We start from the raw sequence: 15179 nt of genomic DNA, 5'->3' as shown, positions 1-15179 counted from the left end.
AGAAGGGGCCGTGATCAGGCCACAGCCGCTGCAAAGCTGCTGCGGAAGGTCTCGGTCAACTCGGACAGGGGGGCCTCGGAACCGCCGATTTTCACGGTGTCGCCGGTGAACCGGCCAACCGAGGTCAGGGGCACACCGGCCTGGCTGGCGGCGATCATCAATGCCTCGGCCTGATCGAAGTTGCAGGCGACAAGATAGCGTGCCTGATCTTCGCCAAACAGGAAATCGGTCGAAGCGCCGTCGAGATTGATGCCAACACCTGCCGCCTCGGCAAGCTCGAAAGCGGCAAGCGCCAGCCCACCGTCGCCCAGATCAGTGCAGGCCTTGATCATTTCGCGGTTGGAACGGATGAAGTCGCCGTTGCGTTTTTCCGCCTCCAGATCAACGTGAGGTGCATCACCGTCTTCGCGGTTGAAAACCTCGGCCAACAGGGCGGATTGCCCGAGATGACCGTTGGTTTCACCGATGACCAGTGCAACATGACCCTCGCGGACCTCGTTGCCGATGATCTCATCCGTATGGGCCAACAGGCCAACCGCGCCAATGGTCGGGGTGGGCAGGATGGCCTGACCGTCGGTCTCGTTATAAAGCGAGACGTTGCCGGACACGATCGGCATGTCCAGAGTGGCCACTGCGGCACCGATCCCTTTGATTGCGCCAACGAACTGACCCATGATTTCGGGCTTTTCTGGGTTTCCGAAGTTCAGGTTATCAGTCGTGGCCAGCGGTTTGGCCCCGACAGCCGTCAGGTTACGATAGGCCTCGGCCACCGCTTGTTTGCCGCCTTCTTCGGGATTGGCCCGGACATAGCGCGGGGTAACGTCCGAGGTAAAGGCCAGCACCTTGTCTGTACCGTGGACACGGACCATGCCCGCGCCCAAGCCGGGTGTGCGGGCGCTGTCGGCCATGACCATCGTGTCATATTGTTCATAGACCCATTGCTTGCCCGCATAGTTGGGCGAGGAGAGCAGGGCGCGCAGACCGTCGATGGGATCGATCTGGGGAACCTCCGATAGCTCTTCTGCAGGCGGAGTAGCTTCCCACGGGCGGTCATATTCGGGGGCCGTCGACGACAGTTTGGACAGAACGAGGTCTGCTTTTACTTCGCCGTTGTGCATGATTAGAAAGCGGTCTTCGGCGATGGTTTCGCCGACGATGGCAAAGTCCAGATCCCATTTCTCGAACACGGCACGTGCCTCGGCCTCGAGCTCGGGCTTGAGAACCATCAGCATGCGTTCCTGAGATTCCGACAGCATCATTTCATAGGCTGTCATGTCCTCTTCGCGCTGAGGTACGTTTTCCAGATCCAGACGAACGCCGAGGCCGCCCTTGTCGCCCATTTCAACCGCCGAACAGGTAAGGCCGGCGGCGCCCATGTCCTGAATCGAGATTACGGCGCCGGTTTTCATCAGTTCCAGCGTCGCCTCCATCAGTCGCTTTTCTGTGAAGGGGTCGCCAACCTGAACGGTGGGGCGCTTTTCCTCGATGGTGTCGTCAAATTCGGCAGAGGCCATGGTAGCACCGCCCACACCGTCACGGCCGGTTTTGGCGCCTAGATAGACGACGGGCATGCCAACACCAGAGGCAGCGGAGTAGAAAATCTTGTCGCTGTCAGCGAGACCGGCTGCAAAGGCATTCACGAGGCAGTTGCCATTGTAGGCGGGGTGAAAGCGAACTTCACCGCCCACACAGGGCACGCCAAAGCAGTTGCCATAACCACCGATACCTTCAACCACGCCGTTTACCAGTTGGCGGGTCTTGTGGTGGCCCGGTTCGCCAAACGACAGCGCGTTCATTGAGGCGATCGGACGCGCGCCCATGGTAAAGACATCGCGCAGGATACCACCCACGCCGGTCGCCGCACCCTGATAGGGTTCGATGTACGAAGGGTGGTTGTGGCTTTCCATCTTGAACACGACGGCCTGTCCGTCACCGATATCCACGACACCTGCGTTTTCACCGGGGCCGCAGATGACCTGCGGTCCGGACGTGGGCAGGGTGCGCAGCCACTTTTTCGACGACTTGTACGAGCAATGCTCGTTCCACATGGCCGAGAAAATACCAAGCTCGGTAAATGTCGGCTCGCGCCCGATGATGTCTAGGATCATGTCGTATTCTTCGGGTTTCAACCCGTGCGCAGCAATCAGATCCGGTGTTATTGCGGGCTCTTGCATCGTCTGTCCTGTCCCCAAGCTGGCCGATATTGCGCGCCTTTTAGGGCAATGGCGCGCCGGGGGGAAGTGTCAAGAACGCGCAGCGGTCCTAGAACCGTTGTCCGACGTAGATATACAGGTTGTTTTCCTGCTCATCATTGCGGCTGACATCTACTGAGAAATCCAGTGGAAACTTCTTGGACACACGATACCGCGCACCCAGGCCAACCGCGCTGTGGGTGCCGCCGTCGCCCAGTTCGCCGAAACTTGGGCCAGTCAATCCGGAGCCGCCGAATACAACAACGCCAAGCCGTTTTGTTAATCGCTGCCGGGCTTCAACCTGCACAGAGGTAGAATAAAAGTCCAGATACTGGGTCGCCGAAAAGCCGCGGAAAGCATCGACCGTCCCAAGGCTGCACTGGTCAAAGAACGGAGTTTGCGATGAGGATCCGCAAACCGAAAAACGGGCAGCGATTACGGTTTTTGAGCCAGGGCTGAAATAATGTGTGTAATTCGCGTAGGCTTTGGAATAGTCGTCCACCAACCCCTGAAGCGCAAAACCCTGGAATGCCTCGACGTGCAGGCTTTGCCCCTTGGTGGGGTAAATCGTGTCGTCTCTGGTGTCCCAGTCTGACAACAGCCCGACATTGCCAATTCTTGTGTCCAGAAATTGATCAAAAGGTGGCGGAATAGGTGGAAGATTGGCAAATCCCGGAGAAACAGTCGTGTCCAGATAACGGAATGATGCCCCAAACGAGAGATCGGGCGTGACACCATAGGCAAGGCTGAACCTGCCTAGAACACCATCCTGTTGGATCGGCAAAATGCCGACGTCAGTGTACAGATCGTAGTGAACGTCCGCTTCGGCATACAGCGCTTTGATAAGCCATCGGTTGTCATTGAAGTTAATATTGACGGATGCGCCGCCGACCCTGCTGCCATTGTCTGACTTCAGGGCCGCAACGCCGATAACGGACGGTTTCGAGCCCTCATCAAGGTTGAACAGATACCCGGCGCCAAGGATAAGACCCGAGCCGATTGTGGGGTTGGAAAAGGGAATAGGGGCCAGAACAAACGATCCGCGCCGAAAACCGATAGTGTTTTCCTTGCCGGTATTTCCCAACCCACCAGTATGAGTATCGACAACACCCCTTGAGCTTTGCGGTAAGGCCTGAGTAGCAAAAAGACTGGCCAGGCAGAACAAGGTGATTTGTGACACATGTCGAAGCATCTCAACCCTTCTGGTGGCCAGTCTTTATCATATCTGCGCCTCTATTTTTTTCCCTGTTCCTGCTGCTGTTGCGCCTGCTGGGCAGCGGCATCGCTTGCCGCACCTGCAATCGCCGTTTTCTGTTCCTCGGTCAGGTTTTCAGACTCGTCCAGACCAGGGATCGCGACCCGCACCTCACGACGTGCAAAGTCGATCCCGTTTTCCTTGAACGCAGCTTTGACCCTGTTGAAGATTTCCTTGCGCAGGGTGAATTGCTTACCCGGCTTGGCCATGAATTTTCCGCGGATAATCATGCCTACATCGTCGAAATCGAAAACGCCCTGCGACTTGAATGGTTGCAGGAAGCCATCCTTATGCACTTCGTCCGCCATCATCTCGGCACCGATCTTTTTAAAGATTTTCTTGACCTTATTGGGGTCAGTGTCGAAGGGCACCGTGAACTTGAGCTTCATGATCACCCAGTCACGGCTATAGTTCGTCAGCTTTTGAATTTCACCGTAGGGAATGGTGTGAACCGGGCCACGGTGGTGACGCAATTGCATCGAACGGATCGAGATCTTTTCGACCGTTCCGGTGGTGCCTCCAACGTCGACATATTCGCCAACGCGGAAGGCGTCATCGACAAGGAAGAAGATACCCCCCACGATGTCCGAAACCAGCTTTTGCGCACCAAAACCGATGGCCAGACCCAGGATACCTGCACCAGCCAGCAGTGGCGTGATATCAAGCCCCAGGGCTCCCAGTGCCAGAAGGCTAAAGATCACGGCGATGGCCACCTGTGCTGTGACACGAAGCAAAGGCAGAACTGTTGCCAGGCGTGAACCGCCAGACCCGCCGCCTTCACCGGCCTCTTCGTCCGGGCTTTGCTCGGCTTCAGTTTGTTCTTTCGCAAGCCGACGGTTGATCCAGAGCGAAACAACTTCGTTAAGGATGTATCCGATCGCTGCAATGATAAAGAACTGAATGACCTTGCCACCAGCATCTGAGCCAGCACCCGCAATTTCCTGTAAATCCAGATCCCATGCATTTGCGATCATCAGGACAACGAAAATACCCGCAAGTACCCGACCGATCCGTATATAGCTGCGCTTGGTTGATTTGTATGCGCGTTCGGCAATTGGACCACCGCCGATCATTGGCGGTTGCAAATGGCGAACCAGACCGCGGATTGCTGTATCCAATGCCGGAGCGATCAGCAGCCAGAACATCGTTACAAAGTGGGCCCCTTCGGCAGCGGCAGCGGCCAGTTGCGGAGCATTCGTTGCCGCAAGGTATTCCACGATCAGCCACATGACTGCTGACACGCCGATTGCGAAATAGGGATAGAAAAAGGCCACTCTCTCGTCGAACTCGGTCCGATCGGGGTCCGTGCCGCGCATCATGTCACTCAGCCCTTCGCGGGCTGTCCAGGCGATGAGTGCGATATAGATATGTATCGAAGTGTTAAGCCAGAAACCCAGTCGCGTTTCACTCATCTGCACGCCGTTAAGAGCGTTGAAAGTGATGATGAACATCGTGAAGCCAATCAACAAGAACAGGCCGATCAGGTTTCGATGCAGGTATTTTGCCCAGTGGTCGCTGATATTTACAAGCCGCAATGCGGATTGGTTGGGGGCAATAATAAAACGCGAAATGGCCGCACCAAGACGTGGAATCCAGATCAGATAGAACACGAACGGAGCCGCTTGCGCGATCTGCTGTACGTCCAGCAACTGCCGCCCGACAAAGACCAGCGTGTAGTAAAACACGAGAAGGCCCAGAAACTCGCAGAGAAAACGCTTAACCAAAAACGTCACGGCGCCGCGCAAATCGGTCGAGGCGTCGCCGTCCACAACCTTGACCCAGCGGCGGGTCCAAAGGCCCACCGCCTTTTCCGCAGCGAAACCGATGGCGAGCGCCAGGAATGTATAGCCGAACAACGTGGCCAACCCGCTTGGGCCAAATGTCGAGGCAAAGGTTGAAAATGCCTCGTATTGTTTGCTGACAAGAGTCGGCAGCTTTCGGACTACATCCACCCACGAGGCCGCCATGGCGCTACCGGTATCGGCGATTGTCTTGACGACGCCCTTCTTGGACTTGGCTACTTCTGTCTGCTGTGCTGCGACAGCGTCAAGACGTTCAAGCAACAGGGATCGAACCTGATCATCCGACATGCGGGCGACAAGATCGTCGACCTGTTCTGGCGTCAGGTCCTCGGGGACGGCCACTGATGACGAAGTGTTTGAGCTGCCCGATGCCCCGGGTACCTGAGCAAAAGTGGGAAACGCCAAGAAGAATACGGAAGCCAGCGTCAAAAATAGCCGGAATGGATGGAACATTGAATTTGCCCTCGAACGCGGAATTTTGTTTGTTTCCCATATCATACGCTAATGCGTCGAAAATCCTAGAGAATTTGGGAGGGCTGATCGCGTTATTGGGTGTCGTAAGCAAAAAAAAGGCCGAGCACTAAGCTCGGCCGTAGTCCAACAGGGAGGTATGAAGATGATGAGCGTTTCAGCATCACCGCCTTCGAGAGCTCATTTAGGGGGCGTTTTGTGAACGTTCAAGGATTATCAGGCTGCAATCGTAGCAACTCCGTTATGTTCGGTGTGCATAGCTAGAGTTTTCCCATCTGCCTCAGGTGCTTACGGTGCGCTATGATTTCGTCCTGAACGAAATCCCGAAAGGCTGCGACCCGCTTGGAGTGCCGTAATTCTTCGGGATAAGCGAGATAGACCGGTACATCTGCGCTTTCGATATCCGACAGCACCGGAACCAGGTCCGGGAAATCCTCAGTCACATAGTCGGGCAGGACGCCGATACCCAGATTGTGCAGAACTCCCTGAAGGACGCCAAAGTAGTTGTTCACTGTCAGCAGCGAACCGGGGTTATAGGTCATCAGATGTTTGACCATCGTCGCACTCGCTCCGACCTGTGGTGCCGAGGGGTTCTGGCAAATCAGGCGATGGGCGGTCATTTCCTCCAGTGTTTTTGGCGGACCGTCGTGCTGGTCCAGATAGCTGCGAGTTGCATACAGCAGCATCTGCACGGTCATAAGGCGCTTTCGCACCAGATCAGCCTGGCTTGGCTCTTTCATCCTGATGGCGACGTCAGCTTCGCGCATGGGCAGGTCCAAAACACGCTCTTCCAGCATCAGATCGATGTTCAGCTCGGGGTACTTCTCATAGAGTTTCGGAAGTCGGGGGGCCAGCCACAAGGTACCGAACCCGAATGTCGTGGTTACGCGCAGAACGCCAAAAACCTCTTCTTCGCTGTCACGAATCCGGGCGGCGGCCGAGTCGAGCCGTTTCGACATTGCCGATGTTGCATCGAACAACAACTCACCCTGTTCGGTCAGGATTAGACCGCGTGCGTGACGATGAAACAGGGTGGCATTCAGTGATTCTTCTAGGGCGCGAATTTGTCGGCTAACCGCAGATTGGGATAGATTTAGCTTGTCTCCGGCATGAGTCAGGCTGCCCGCGTCGGCTACCGCGTGAAATATTCTGAGCTTGTCCCAATCCATCTTCGAAACTTTCGATATCCTTTTGCAGCCCTATATGAAACACGTAACAATTTCTACATTCAAAAGGCGAAATCGTTACGGAATATAGGGATATTACTATACAGGTCAGAAATTATGACCTAATATGAGGGAAGTTGGAGCACACTAATCAGGCGAGGGGAGACGTCAGATGAGTCAGCCGAAAATAACTCTGAATGACCGGTTTGACCTGTCAAAAAGTCCCGTTTTGTTAAACGGAACGCAGGCGCTTGTGCGTCTCATGATGATGCAGAAGGTCAGGGACCAGTCGCTGGGGCTGAATACAGCAGGTCTTGTTACGGGATATCGAGGATCGCCCTTGGGGGCGGTCGATCTGCAAATGACCCGAGCGCAGAAACAACTCGTCGAAAATGACATAACCTTTCAATACGGATTGAATGAAGATCTGGCGGCAACTGCCTTGTGGGGCAGTCAGCAGGCCGGGTTGCGTGGCGACGGCAAGTTCGATGGCGTCTTTGGCCTTTGGTACGGAAAGGGGCCAGGGGTTGACCGGTCCGGTGACGTGATGCGGCACGCGAATATGGCCGGAACGTCTGCGCATGGCGGCGTTTTGATGGCGATGGGCGATGACCATACCGGGGAAAGCTCGACCGTATTGCATCAGTCCGAATGGTCGCTGGTCGATATGTATATGCCAGTGGTCAGTCCGGCGGGTGTGCAGGAAATCCTAGACTATGGCATCTACGGCTTCGCACTCAGCCGGTTTGCCGGCGTTTGGGTTGGCCTCAAAACGATGAAGGATACCATTGAGGTCACGTCGGTGGTAGACGGTCGCCCGGACCGCATGCAGCTTGTGATGCCGGAATTTGATATGCCCGACGGTGGATTGAATATCCGGCTGGGCGATACACCGCATCTGCAGGAATCGCGGATCATCGATTACAAGCGTTTCGCGGCAGAGACATTTTCGCATGCCAATAAACTGGACAAGCGGGTCTGGGGCAAACCGGGCGCCAAGATTGGTTTTGTGGCCGCTGGCAAGAACTGGCTGGACCTGACGCACGCCATGTCCCTGTTGAATGTCAACGAGCATGAATCCGAACGTTTAGGCATAACCACGTACAAGATCGGTCAGACCTTCCCGTTGGACATGAAGGGGTTCCACGACTGGGCCGAAGGGCTGGATCTGATCGTCATTGTCGAGGAAAAGCGCAAGCTAATTGAGGTACAAGTCAAGGAGGCCATCTTTGACGACCGTCGCGGCCGGAGGGTTTACGGGTGGTACAAGGGCGGCGCAGGAACCATGCACCGAGAGGAGCTGTTCCCGACACGGGGTGCCCTGGACCCGGTGATGATTGCCGAGAAACTTGGGCAAATCCTGATCGAAGAAGGCCACGATACAGATGGAATCCGGGCCGGTTTGGCGAAACTTTCCGATGCGCGCCGGGCTGATAACGCTCAGGAAATCGCGACGCGTCTGCCTTATTTCTGTTCTGGGTGTCCGCACAACAGTTCGACAAGACTTCCAGATGGAAGCCGAGCTTATGCGGGGATCGGCTGCCACTACATGGTGCAGTGGATGGACCGGGAAACGACAGGTTTCACCCAAATGGGCGGTGAAGGCGCAAACTGGATCGGCGAGGCACCGTTCTCCACGACCAACCACGTTTTTCAGAACCTTGGGGACGGTACCTACAACCACTCGGGCGTTCAGGCAATTCGGGCCGCATTGGCGGCTGGGACAAATATCACCTTCAAAATCCTGTTCAACGACGCGGTTGCCATGACCGGGGGGCAGGAAAATGAAGGGGGTTTGAGTTCGGAACGGATCGTCAATGAACTGACGGCCATGGGCGTTAAACACATAGCGGTCGTGTACGACGAGAAAGAGGATGTGAATTTCAAGGCATTGCCGGCCGGTGTTGAAACTTCTGAACGGTCGGAACTGATGAACGTGCAAAAGCGGTTCCGGGATATCGAAGGTGTATCTGCCATCGTCTACATTCAGACCTGCGCCGCCGAGAAACGTCGCCGCCGCAAGCGTGGAACGTTTCCCGATCCGGACAAGCGGGTTTTCATCAATTCGGACATTTGTGAGGGCTGCGGCGACTGCGGTGTTCAATCAAACTGTGTTTCGATCGTTCCCAAGGAAACTGAACTGGGGCGCAAGCGGGCCATTGATCAGTCAAGCTGCAACAAGGATTTTTCGTGTCTGAACGGGTTCTGCCCGTCCTTCATCACACTCGAAGGCGCAAAAATCCGCAAAGAGGCGACGACGCACATTGAACTGCCGGACCTGCCCATGCCGGAACTGCCGCAAATCAATGGCACCCACAACGTGGTAATCACTGGTGTCGGCGGAACCGGGGTTGTGACCATCGGCGCCGTGCTGGCGCAAGCCGCCCAGATCGATGGCAAGGGCGCGGGCATGATGGAAATGGCTGGCCTTGCCCAGAAAGGCGGAGCTGTGCACATCCACTGCCGTCTTGCCAACTCTCCTGATGATATCAGCGCCATTCGGGTGGCGACGGGAGAAGCGCACGCGCTGATCGGTGGTGATCTGGTTGTGTCGGCGGGATCCAAAACTCTGGGTTTGACGAAAACCGGGGTGACCGGTGCCGTTGTGAACAATCATGAGATCATAACCGGGGATTTCACCCGTGATACCGAGTTCAACATCCCGAGCGATCAGCTGGAGCTGGCACTTGAGGCGCGGTTGAAAGATGGGGTCGCTCTGTTCGACGCGACCGAATTGGCGCGAGCTGTGATGGGCGATTCGATCTATTCGAACATGATGGTCTTTGGTGCGGCGTGGCAGCGCGGGCTGCTTCCGGTCAGCCATGATGCGATATCGCAGGCGATTGAGCTGAACGGAACGGCAATCGAACGTAACAAGCGGGCTTTCGAAGTCGGACGCTGGGCCGTGCTGCATCCTGACGAGGTAGGCAAAATCCTGAAGCCTGGCGTTGTCGAACTTCCAAAATCACTTGATGAGAAAATTGAGTTCCGTGCCGATCATCTGATCGCCTATCAGGGTGAGCGATTGGCCAGACGGTATCGCAAGCTGCTTGAGGGTATCGACGACGCAGCTGTGAAAGAGGCGGTCGCCAAGGGATATCATAAACTGCTGTCCTATAAGGACGAATACGAGGTAGCGCGATTGCTGATGAGCAGCCGCGAAAAGGCTGAGGCTGAGTTTGACGGTGATTTGAAGATGACCCTGCATCTCGCGCCGCCGTTTCTAGGAGGCAAAGGTGCGGACGGTCGCCCCAAAAAACGGGAATACAAAGAGTGGATGCTTGGTCCGCTTAAACTGTTGTCGCGGATGCGGTGGGTGCGAGGCACACCGCTGGATGTCTTTGGCTATAGTGCCGAGCGCAAATTGGAGCGGGCTTTGATCCGTCAATACGAGAAGGACATGAAGGGCGTCCTTCCGAAATTGTCAGCCGACACGCGCGATGCGATCGTGGCCTTGGGCCAACTGCCGCTGGAAATCCGGGGATTTGGTCCGGTGAAAATAGCAAATGAGGCCAAAGCGGCGAAAAGACGGGAAGAGTTGCTTGCAACCATCCGCCAGGGAGGGCCAGAGCTGAAGGCTGCAGCCGAGTAAATCGTCACACGCCTGTCACGAAGTCTGGGCAAAATCGCTGTCTGCGCATATTTTGCCGACAAACCATCGGAGTTGCCCATGCCTTCGCACCGTCATGTCGCTCGTGACATTTCATACGCCTTTTCCGCCGAAACTAAGGGTGGGCAGGCGATGATCAAGCTGATGGAAAATACAACTGGCCGTTTGCGCCTGATCAAGCGCGCGGATGGGTATGAAAAAGAAGTCGCCAGCGGGCGGGACTTCTGGGCGGTCATGGTCGAGCGCTATGGCCTATCACTGGATGTGGTCGGCGGAGCGCTGTCGAATATCCCCAAAGACGGTCCATTGATCCTGATCGCCAATCATCCGTACGGCATTCTGGATGGTCTGATGATGGGGCACATCCTGTCGCAGACGCGCGGTGATTTTCGTATCCTGGCCAATCAGGTGTTTCGCAAAGCCGAAGACCTAAACAGAATCATTCTGCCGATTTCGTTCGACGATACGAAAGAGGCGATGAAGCTGAATTTGCAGACCCGCAAGACCTCTTTGGATTATTTGGGGCAGGGTGGAGCAATCGGTATTTTTCCCGGCGGTACCGTCAGTACCGCCGCAACGCCGTTTTCTCATCCGATGGATCCGGGTTGGCGCGGGTTTACTGCGCGGATGGTTGCCAAATCAAATGCAACAGTTGTTCCCCTTTTCTTTGATGGACATACCTCGCGTCTGTTCCAGATCGCCAGCCATTTGCATTACACGCTGCGCATGGGACTGCTGATCAAAGAGTTCAAGAAAAGGGTCGATGCGCCGGTCAGAGTGGTTGTGGGTGACCCCATTGGGCGCGATGTTTTGGACCCTTTGGCCACCGACACGCGCAAGATGATGGATTTTCTGCGCAAAGCCACGTATGAGCTGTCCCCGAAGCCGCTGAAGTCTTATGACTATGGCTATGAATTTGAGGAACGGCATCGCGCCTGAAGGGGCTAATGGCAGTAGGCATCTTTGATTCCGGATTGGGCGGGCTGACCGTCCTTGGCGCCGCGCAGGAACACCTGTCCGGCGTGGATTTCCTGTATTATGCAGACAGCGCACACGCGCCTTACGGCGTTCGTGACGCCGAGGATATTTATTCTCTGACCCGCAACGCTGTGCATGCACTGTGGGACCGGGGGTGCAAACTGGTGATCCTCGCCTGCAATACTGCAAGTGCTGCAGCGCTTCGTCGGATGCAGGAAGAAGGTGTGCCGGACGGAAAGCGCGTGCTGGGCGTATTCGTTCCGCTTATCGAGGCCCTGACCGAGCGGCAGTGGGGCGACAACTCGCCCCCGCGCGAGGTTGAGGTAAAGCATGTTGCGCTTTTTGCGACCCCTGCAACCGTGGCAAGCCGCGCATTTCAGCGCGAACTGGCGTTCCGCGCGATTGGCGTTGATGTTGAGGCACAAAGTTGCGGTGGCGTTGTAGACGCCATCGAAGATGGCGACATGATTCTGGCTGAGGCGCTGGTGCGCTCTCATGTGGATGCGCTGAAACGCAAAATGCCGCATCCGCAAGCTGCCATACTTGGGTGCACGCATTACCCGCTGATGGCCGAAACGTTTCAGGCCGCACTTGGACCGGACGTGAAGGTTTTCAGTCAGGGTGATCTGGTAGCCGCAAGTCTTGCGGACTACCTGCGGCGGCATCCGAACATGTTGGGCGAAGGCACAGGCGGCTTTCTGACCACAGGCAAACCAGGCTTTGTTAGTGACCGGGCGACGCAGTTCCTCCGACGACCTATCACCTTTGAAGCCGCCTGACTTCGGTCAAGGACCGCGCTTAACCCATCCCGTATTCCCAAGGCCGTCGCATCGGCGGTCGTGACATGTGACACATCAAGACAAGAGGTCTGACATGACCCATAAAATCGCAATTCTTGGCGCTTCCGGTTATACCGGCGCAGAACTGGTGCGGCTGATCGCCGAGCACCCCAACATGGACATCACCGCACTGGCTGCCGAGCGTAAGGCCGGACAAAGCATGGCTCAGGTCTTTCCGCATCTGCGGCACCTCGACCTGCCGGATTTGTGCAAGATATCCGAGATCGATTTCTCACAGATCGACCTGTGCTTTTGCGCGTTGCCGCACAAGACGAGTCAGGAAGTTATTCGTGAGTTGCCCAAAAACCTGAAAATCGTGGACCTGTCCGCAGATTTTCGCCTGAGTGACCCGGCTGAATATGAAAAGTGGTACGGCAATCCTCATGTTGCGCTGACGCAGCAGCAAGAGGCGGTTTATGGCCTGACTGAATTTTATCGCGAGGAAATCCGGCAGGCACGTCTTGTGGCTGGCACAGGATGCAACGCGGCAACTGGTCAGTATGTCCTGCGTCCGCTGATTGGGGCTGGGGTGATTGATCTGGATGATATCATTCTGGACCTGAAATGCGCCGTGTCCGGGGCAGGCCGGTCGCTGAAGGAAAACCTTCTGCACGCAGAGCTAAGCGAAGGTTACAACGCTTATGCGGTTGGCGGGACTCACCGGCATCTGGGTGAGTTCGATCAGGAGTTCTCGAAGCTTGCGGGTCGCACGGTCCATGTGCAGTTCACGCCCCATCTGGTTCCCGCGAACCGGGGAATTCTTGCGACGACCTACGTAAAGGGTGACCCGCAGAGTGTTTATGAGGCGTTGTGTAACGCCTATGAAAACGAACCCTTTATACAGATGTTGCCATTTGGCGAGGCTCCGTCGACGCACCACGTGCGGGGATCGAACTTTTGCCATATCGGCGTGGCTGCAGATCGGATCGAACGCCGTGCGATCGTGATCGGCGCCTTGGATAACCTGACAAAAGGTAGCAGCGGGCAAGCCTTGCAGAACGCGAACCTGATGTTAGGTGAAAACGAAACCAGGGGCCTGATGATGGCCCCATTGTTCCCGTGAGGACGAGATGAAATCGCTCAAGAAACGTCGCCGTATTCAGGTAATCGTGCTGGCAGCTTTGGCTCTTGCGATTGCGACGGGACTGATTGGGTATGCGATGCGCGATGGCATCAACTTTTTCCGCTCACCCAGTCAGATCATAGCTGAGCCGCCGGAACCGACTGAAGTGTTCCGCATCGGTGGACTTGTCGAAGAGGGGACTTTGGTTCGCGGTCAAGGAGAGGTCGTGAGGTTTTCAGTGACGGATGGAGGTGAAACTGTACCGGTGGTTTTCACCGGAGTTCTGCCGGATCTGTTCGCCGAAAATCAGGGAATGATCGGCACCGGAAAATATGTAAACGGTGTGTTCGAAGCTACTGAAATTCTTGCGAAACACGACGAAACATACATGCCGAAGGAAGTCATGGACGCCCTTAAAGAGCAGGGTGTTTACCAAGAGGCCGGCGAAAGCTGATCCGCCCCCAAGTCCGGTCGAAATTCGAACACCGATAACCAAGAGCGTTGCGTGGAAGGACCACGCAGCGCTCGTTTTGTATCGTCAATCTTAACCTCTTTTCGGGACCGTCCCTGCATTTACCGGAGGTGGTTAGATGCAGACTGTACGGCAGATTGCCGAGGAAATCGTGGCGCGCGAAGGGGGATTTGTTAACGACCCAGACGATCCCGGCGGCGCCACGAAATACGGGGTTACAATCCACACCCTTCGCAGGCTTGGGCTGGACCTGACCGGCGATGGGCGGATCGGATTGGCGGATGTTCACGCGCTCGGCCGGGATGATGCGGTGGAAATCTTCTTGCGTCATTACTATCAACAACCCTGCTTGGAGCGTATGCCCGAAGCGCTGCAACCGTCGCTGTTCGATATGTATGTCAATGCCGGGGCGAAGGCCGTTAAAATTCTGCAACGGCTGCTAAGAGACATGGGATTTGGTGTTACCGTAGATGGCGTAATTGGCCCTCAGACCCAGGCTGCGGCACAGAACGCGGCCGAGCCCGACCCGATCCTTTTGAGGGATGCCTACGGCATAGCGCGACGGAACTATTATTTTCGACTTGCTGACGGCAGACCTGCATCCAGAAAATACGCGCGCAACAGGTCAGGGGGCAAAGGCGGGTGGATACGCCGGGCGGAAGAGTTCCTTTCGCCAAAATACCACATGAGCGACGCAGAGTTTCAGCGCAGGGTGGCGGCATGGGCCTGATATCGGGTTTCTTGAGCTTGTTGTTCGGTAACGGGCGAAATGTAGTGCGCGAGACAGCCGAAGTTTTTCGCGAGAACGCAGAGGCAGGGGCCGAAAGGGCGGTTTCTGTGCACGGGCAGGCGATGGCTCAGTTCGCGGCCGAGTTTCAGGTGCCGCGAAAGGGCGGTTTTGATCGCTTTATGGATGGGATCAACCGTATTCCGCGTCCGGCGCTGGCCTTGGGGGCCATCGGGCTTTTTGTGTCTGCGATGGTCGATCCGCTGTGGTTTGCTGCGCGGATGCAGGGGATTGCGCTGGTGCCAGAACCGCTTTGGTGGCTGTTCGGAGTGGTTGTTTCGTTCTATTTCGGTGCGCGTCATCAGTCCAAAGCGCAGGATTTGCAGCGTGAAATCGCAGCGACGATGATACGAGCGCCTGAAATTGCAGCGAATGCCCGAGCGTTGCAAAGGCTGCGGCATGACAACCCTGGAAATGCTGAAACCAATGGCGATGCGGAACTTGCGATGAAGTCGATTGAACCTGATGACAATCCGGCTCTGACTGTATGGCTGAAGCAGAAAAACAGCTAAACCGCGACACTATGTGCGCCTGAAACCGGCGA

11 protein-coding genes are annotated in these 15179 nt (G+C 56.0%); 7 read left to right on the top strand and 4 right to left on the bottom strand.

Features of this window, described 5'->3' with window-relative positions; translation table 11 throughout:
• Positions 1-14: 14 nt before the first annotated feature.
• The 4 genes from purL to ACR0NW_RS06600 all read right to left on the bottom strand — a co-directional run bounded on the left by purL (position 15) and on the right by ACR0NW_RS06600 (position 6889).
• Positions 15-2174, bottom strand: a complete 2160-nt coding sequence (purL, locus tag ACR0NW_RS06615; RefSeq protein ID WP_480449712.1) for a phosphoribosylformylglycinamidine synthase subunit PurL — start codon at positions 2172-2174, stop codon at positions 15-17.
• Between the two features lie 88 nt (positions 2175-2262).
• Positions 2263-3384 (bottom strand): BamA/TamA family outer membrane protein, encoded by a 1122-nt coding sequence (locus ACR0NW_RS06610; protein ID WP_480449711.1) that lies wholly within the window; start codon positions 3382-3384, stop codon positions 2263-2265.
• 41 nt (positions 3385-3425) lie between these two features.
• Entirely contained in the window at positions 3426-5702 is a 2277-nt protein-coding gene (locus ACR0NW_RS06605) for a mechanosensitive ion channel domain-containing protein (protein ID WP_480449710.1), read from the bottom strand.
• Between the two features lie 278 nt (positions 5703-5980).
• Positions 5981-6889, bottom strand: a complete 909-nt coding sequence (locus ACR0NW_RS06600; protein WP_480449709.1) for a LysR family transcriptional regulator — start codon at positions 6887-6889, stop codon at positions 5981-5983.
• Between the two features lie 169 nt (positions 6890-7058).
• Here ACR0NW_RS06600 and ACR0NW_RS06595 point away from each other — a divergent pair, with 169 nt between their 5' ends.
• The 7 genes from ACR0NW_RS06595 (at position 7059) to ACR0NW_RS06565 (ending at position 15147) form a co-directional block, all read left to right on the top strand.
• The gene (locus ACR0NW_RS06595) at positions 7059-10478 is read left to right on the top strand and encodes an indolepyruvate ferredoxin oxidoreductase family protein (RefSeq protein ID WP_480449708.1); all 3420 of its coding nucleotides are present in this window, start codon (positions 7059-7061) and stop codon (positions 10476-10478) included.
• A gap of 78 nt (positions 10479-10556) precedes the next feature.
• Positions 10557-11435, top strand: a complete 879-nt coding sequence (locus ACR0NW_RS06590; RefSeq protein ID WP_480449707.1) for a lysophospholipid acyltransferase family protein — start codon at positions 10557-10559, stop codon at positions 11433-11435.
• An 8-nt stretch (positions 11436-11443) separates the two neighbouring features.
• Complete coding sequence (locus ACR0NW_RS06585) at positions 11444-12253, top strand: glutamate racemase (protein WP_480449706.1); 810 nt, start codon at positions 11444-11446, stop codon at positions 12251-12253.
• Positions 12254-12347: 94 nt separating this feature from the next.
• Complete coding sequence (gene argC / locus ACR0NW_RS06580; protein ID WP_480449705.1) at positions 12348-13376, top strand: N-acetyl-gamma-glutamyl-phosphate reductase; 1029 nt, start codon at positions 12348-12350, stop codon at positions 13374-13376.
• Between the two features lie 7 nt (positions 13377-13383).
• Positions 13384-13830, top strand: a complete 447-nt coding sequence (gene ccmE, locus ACR0NW_RS06575) for a cytochrome c maturation protein CcmE (protein ID WP_170652401.1) — start codon at positions 13384-13386, stop codon at positions 13828-13830.
• A gap of 136 nt (positions 13831-13966) precedes the next feature.
• Complete coding sequence (locus ACR0NW_RS06570) at positions 13967-14578, top strand: holin-associated N-acetylmuramidase (protein ID WP_480449704.1); 612 nt, start codon at positions 13967-13969, stop codon at positions 14576-14578.
• Positions 14569-15147: a holin family protein gene (locus ACR0NW_RS06565; RefSeq protein ID WP_480449703.1), complete on the top strand. Its 579-nt coding sequence runs from the start codon at positions 14569-14571 to the stop codon at positions 15145-15147. Before ACR0NW_RS06570 ends, ACR0NW_RS06565 begins: the two co-directional genes overlap by 10 nt.
• Positions 15148-15179 lie beyond the last annotated feature (32 nt).

It is taken from the genome of Ruegeria sp. CF5, from assembly GCF_056537325.1.
Note: the sequence above shows the minus strand (reverse complement) of the source record. Positions and strands in the feature narration are given on the sequence as shown.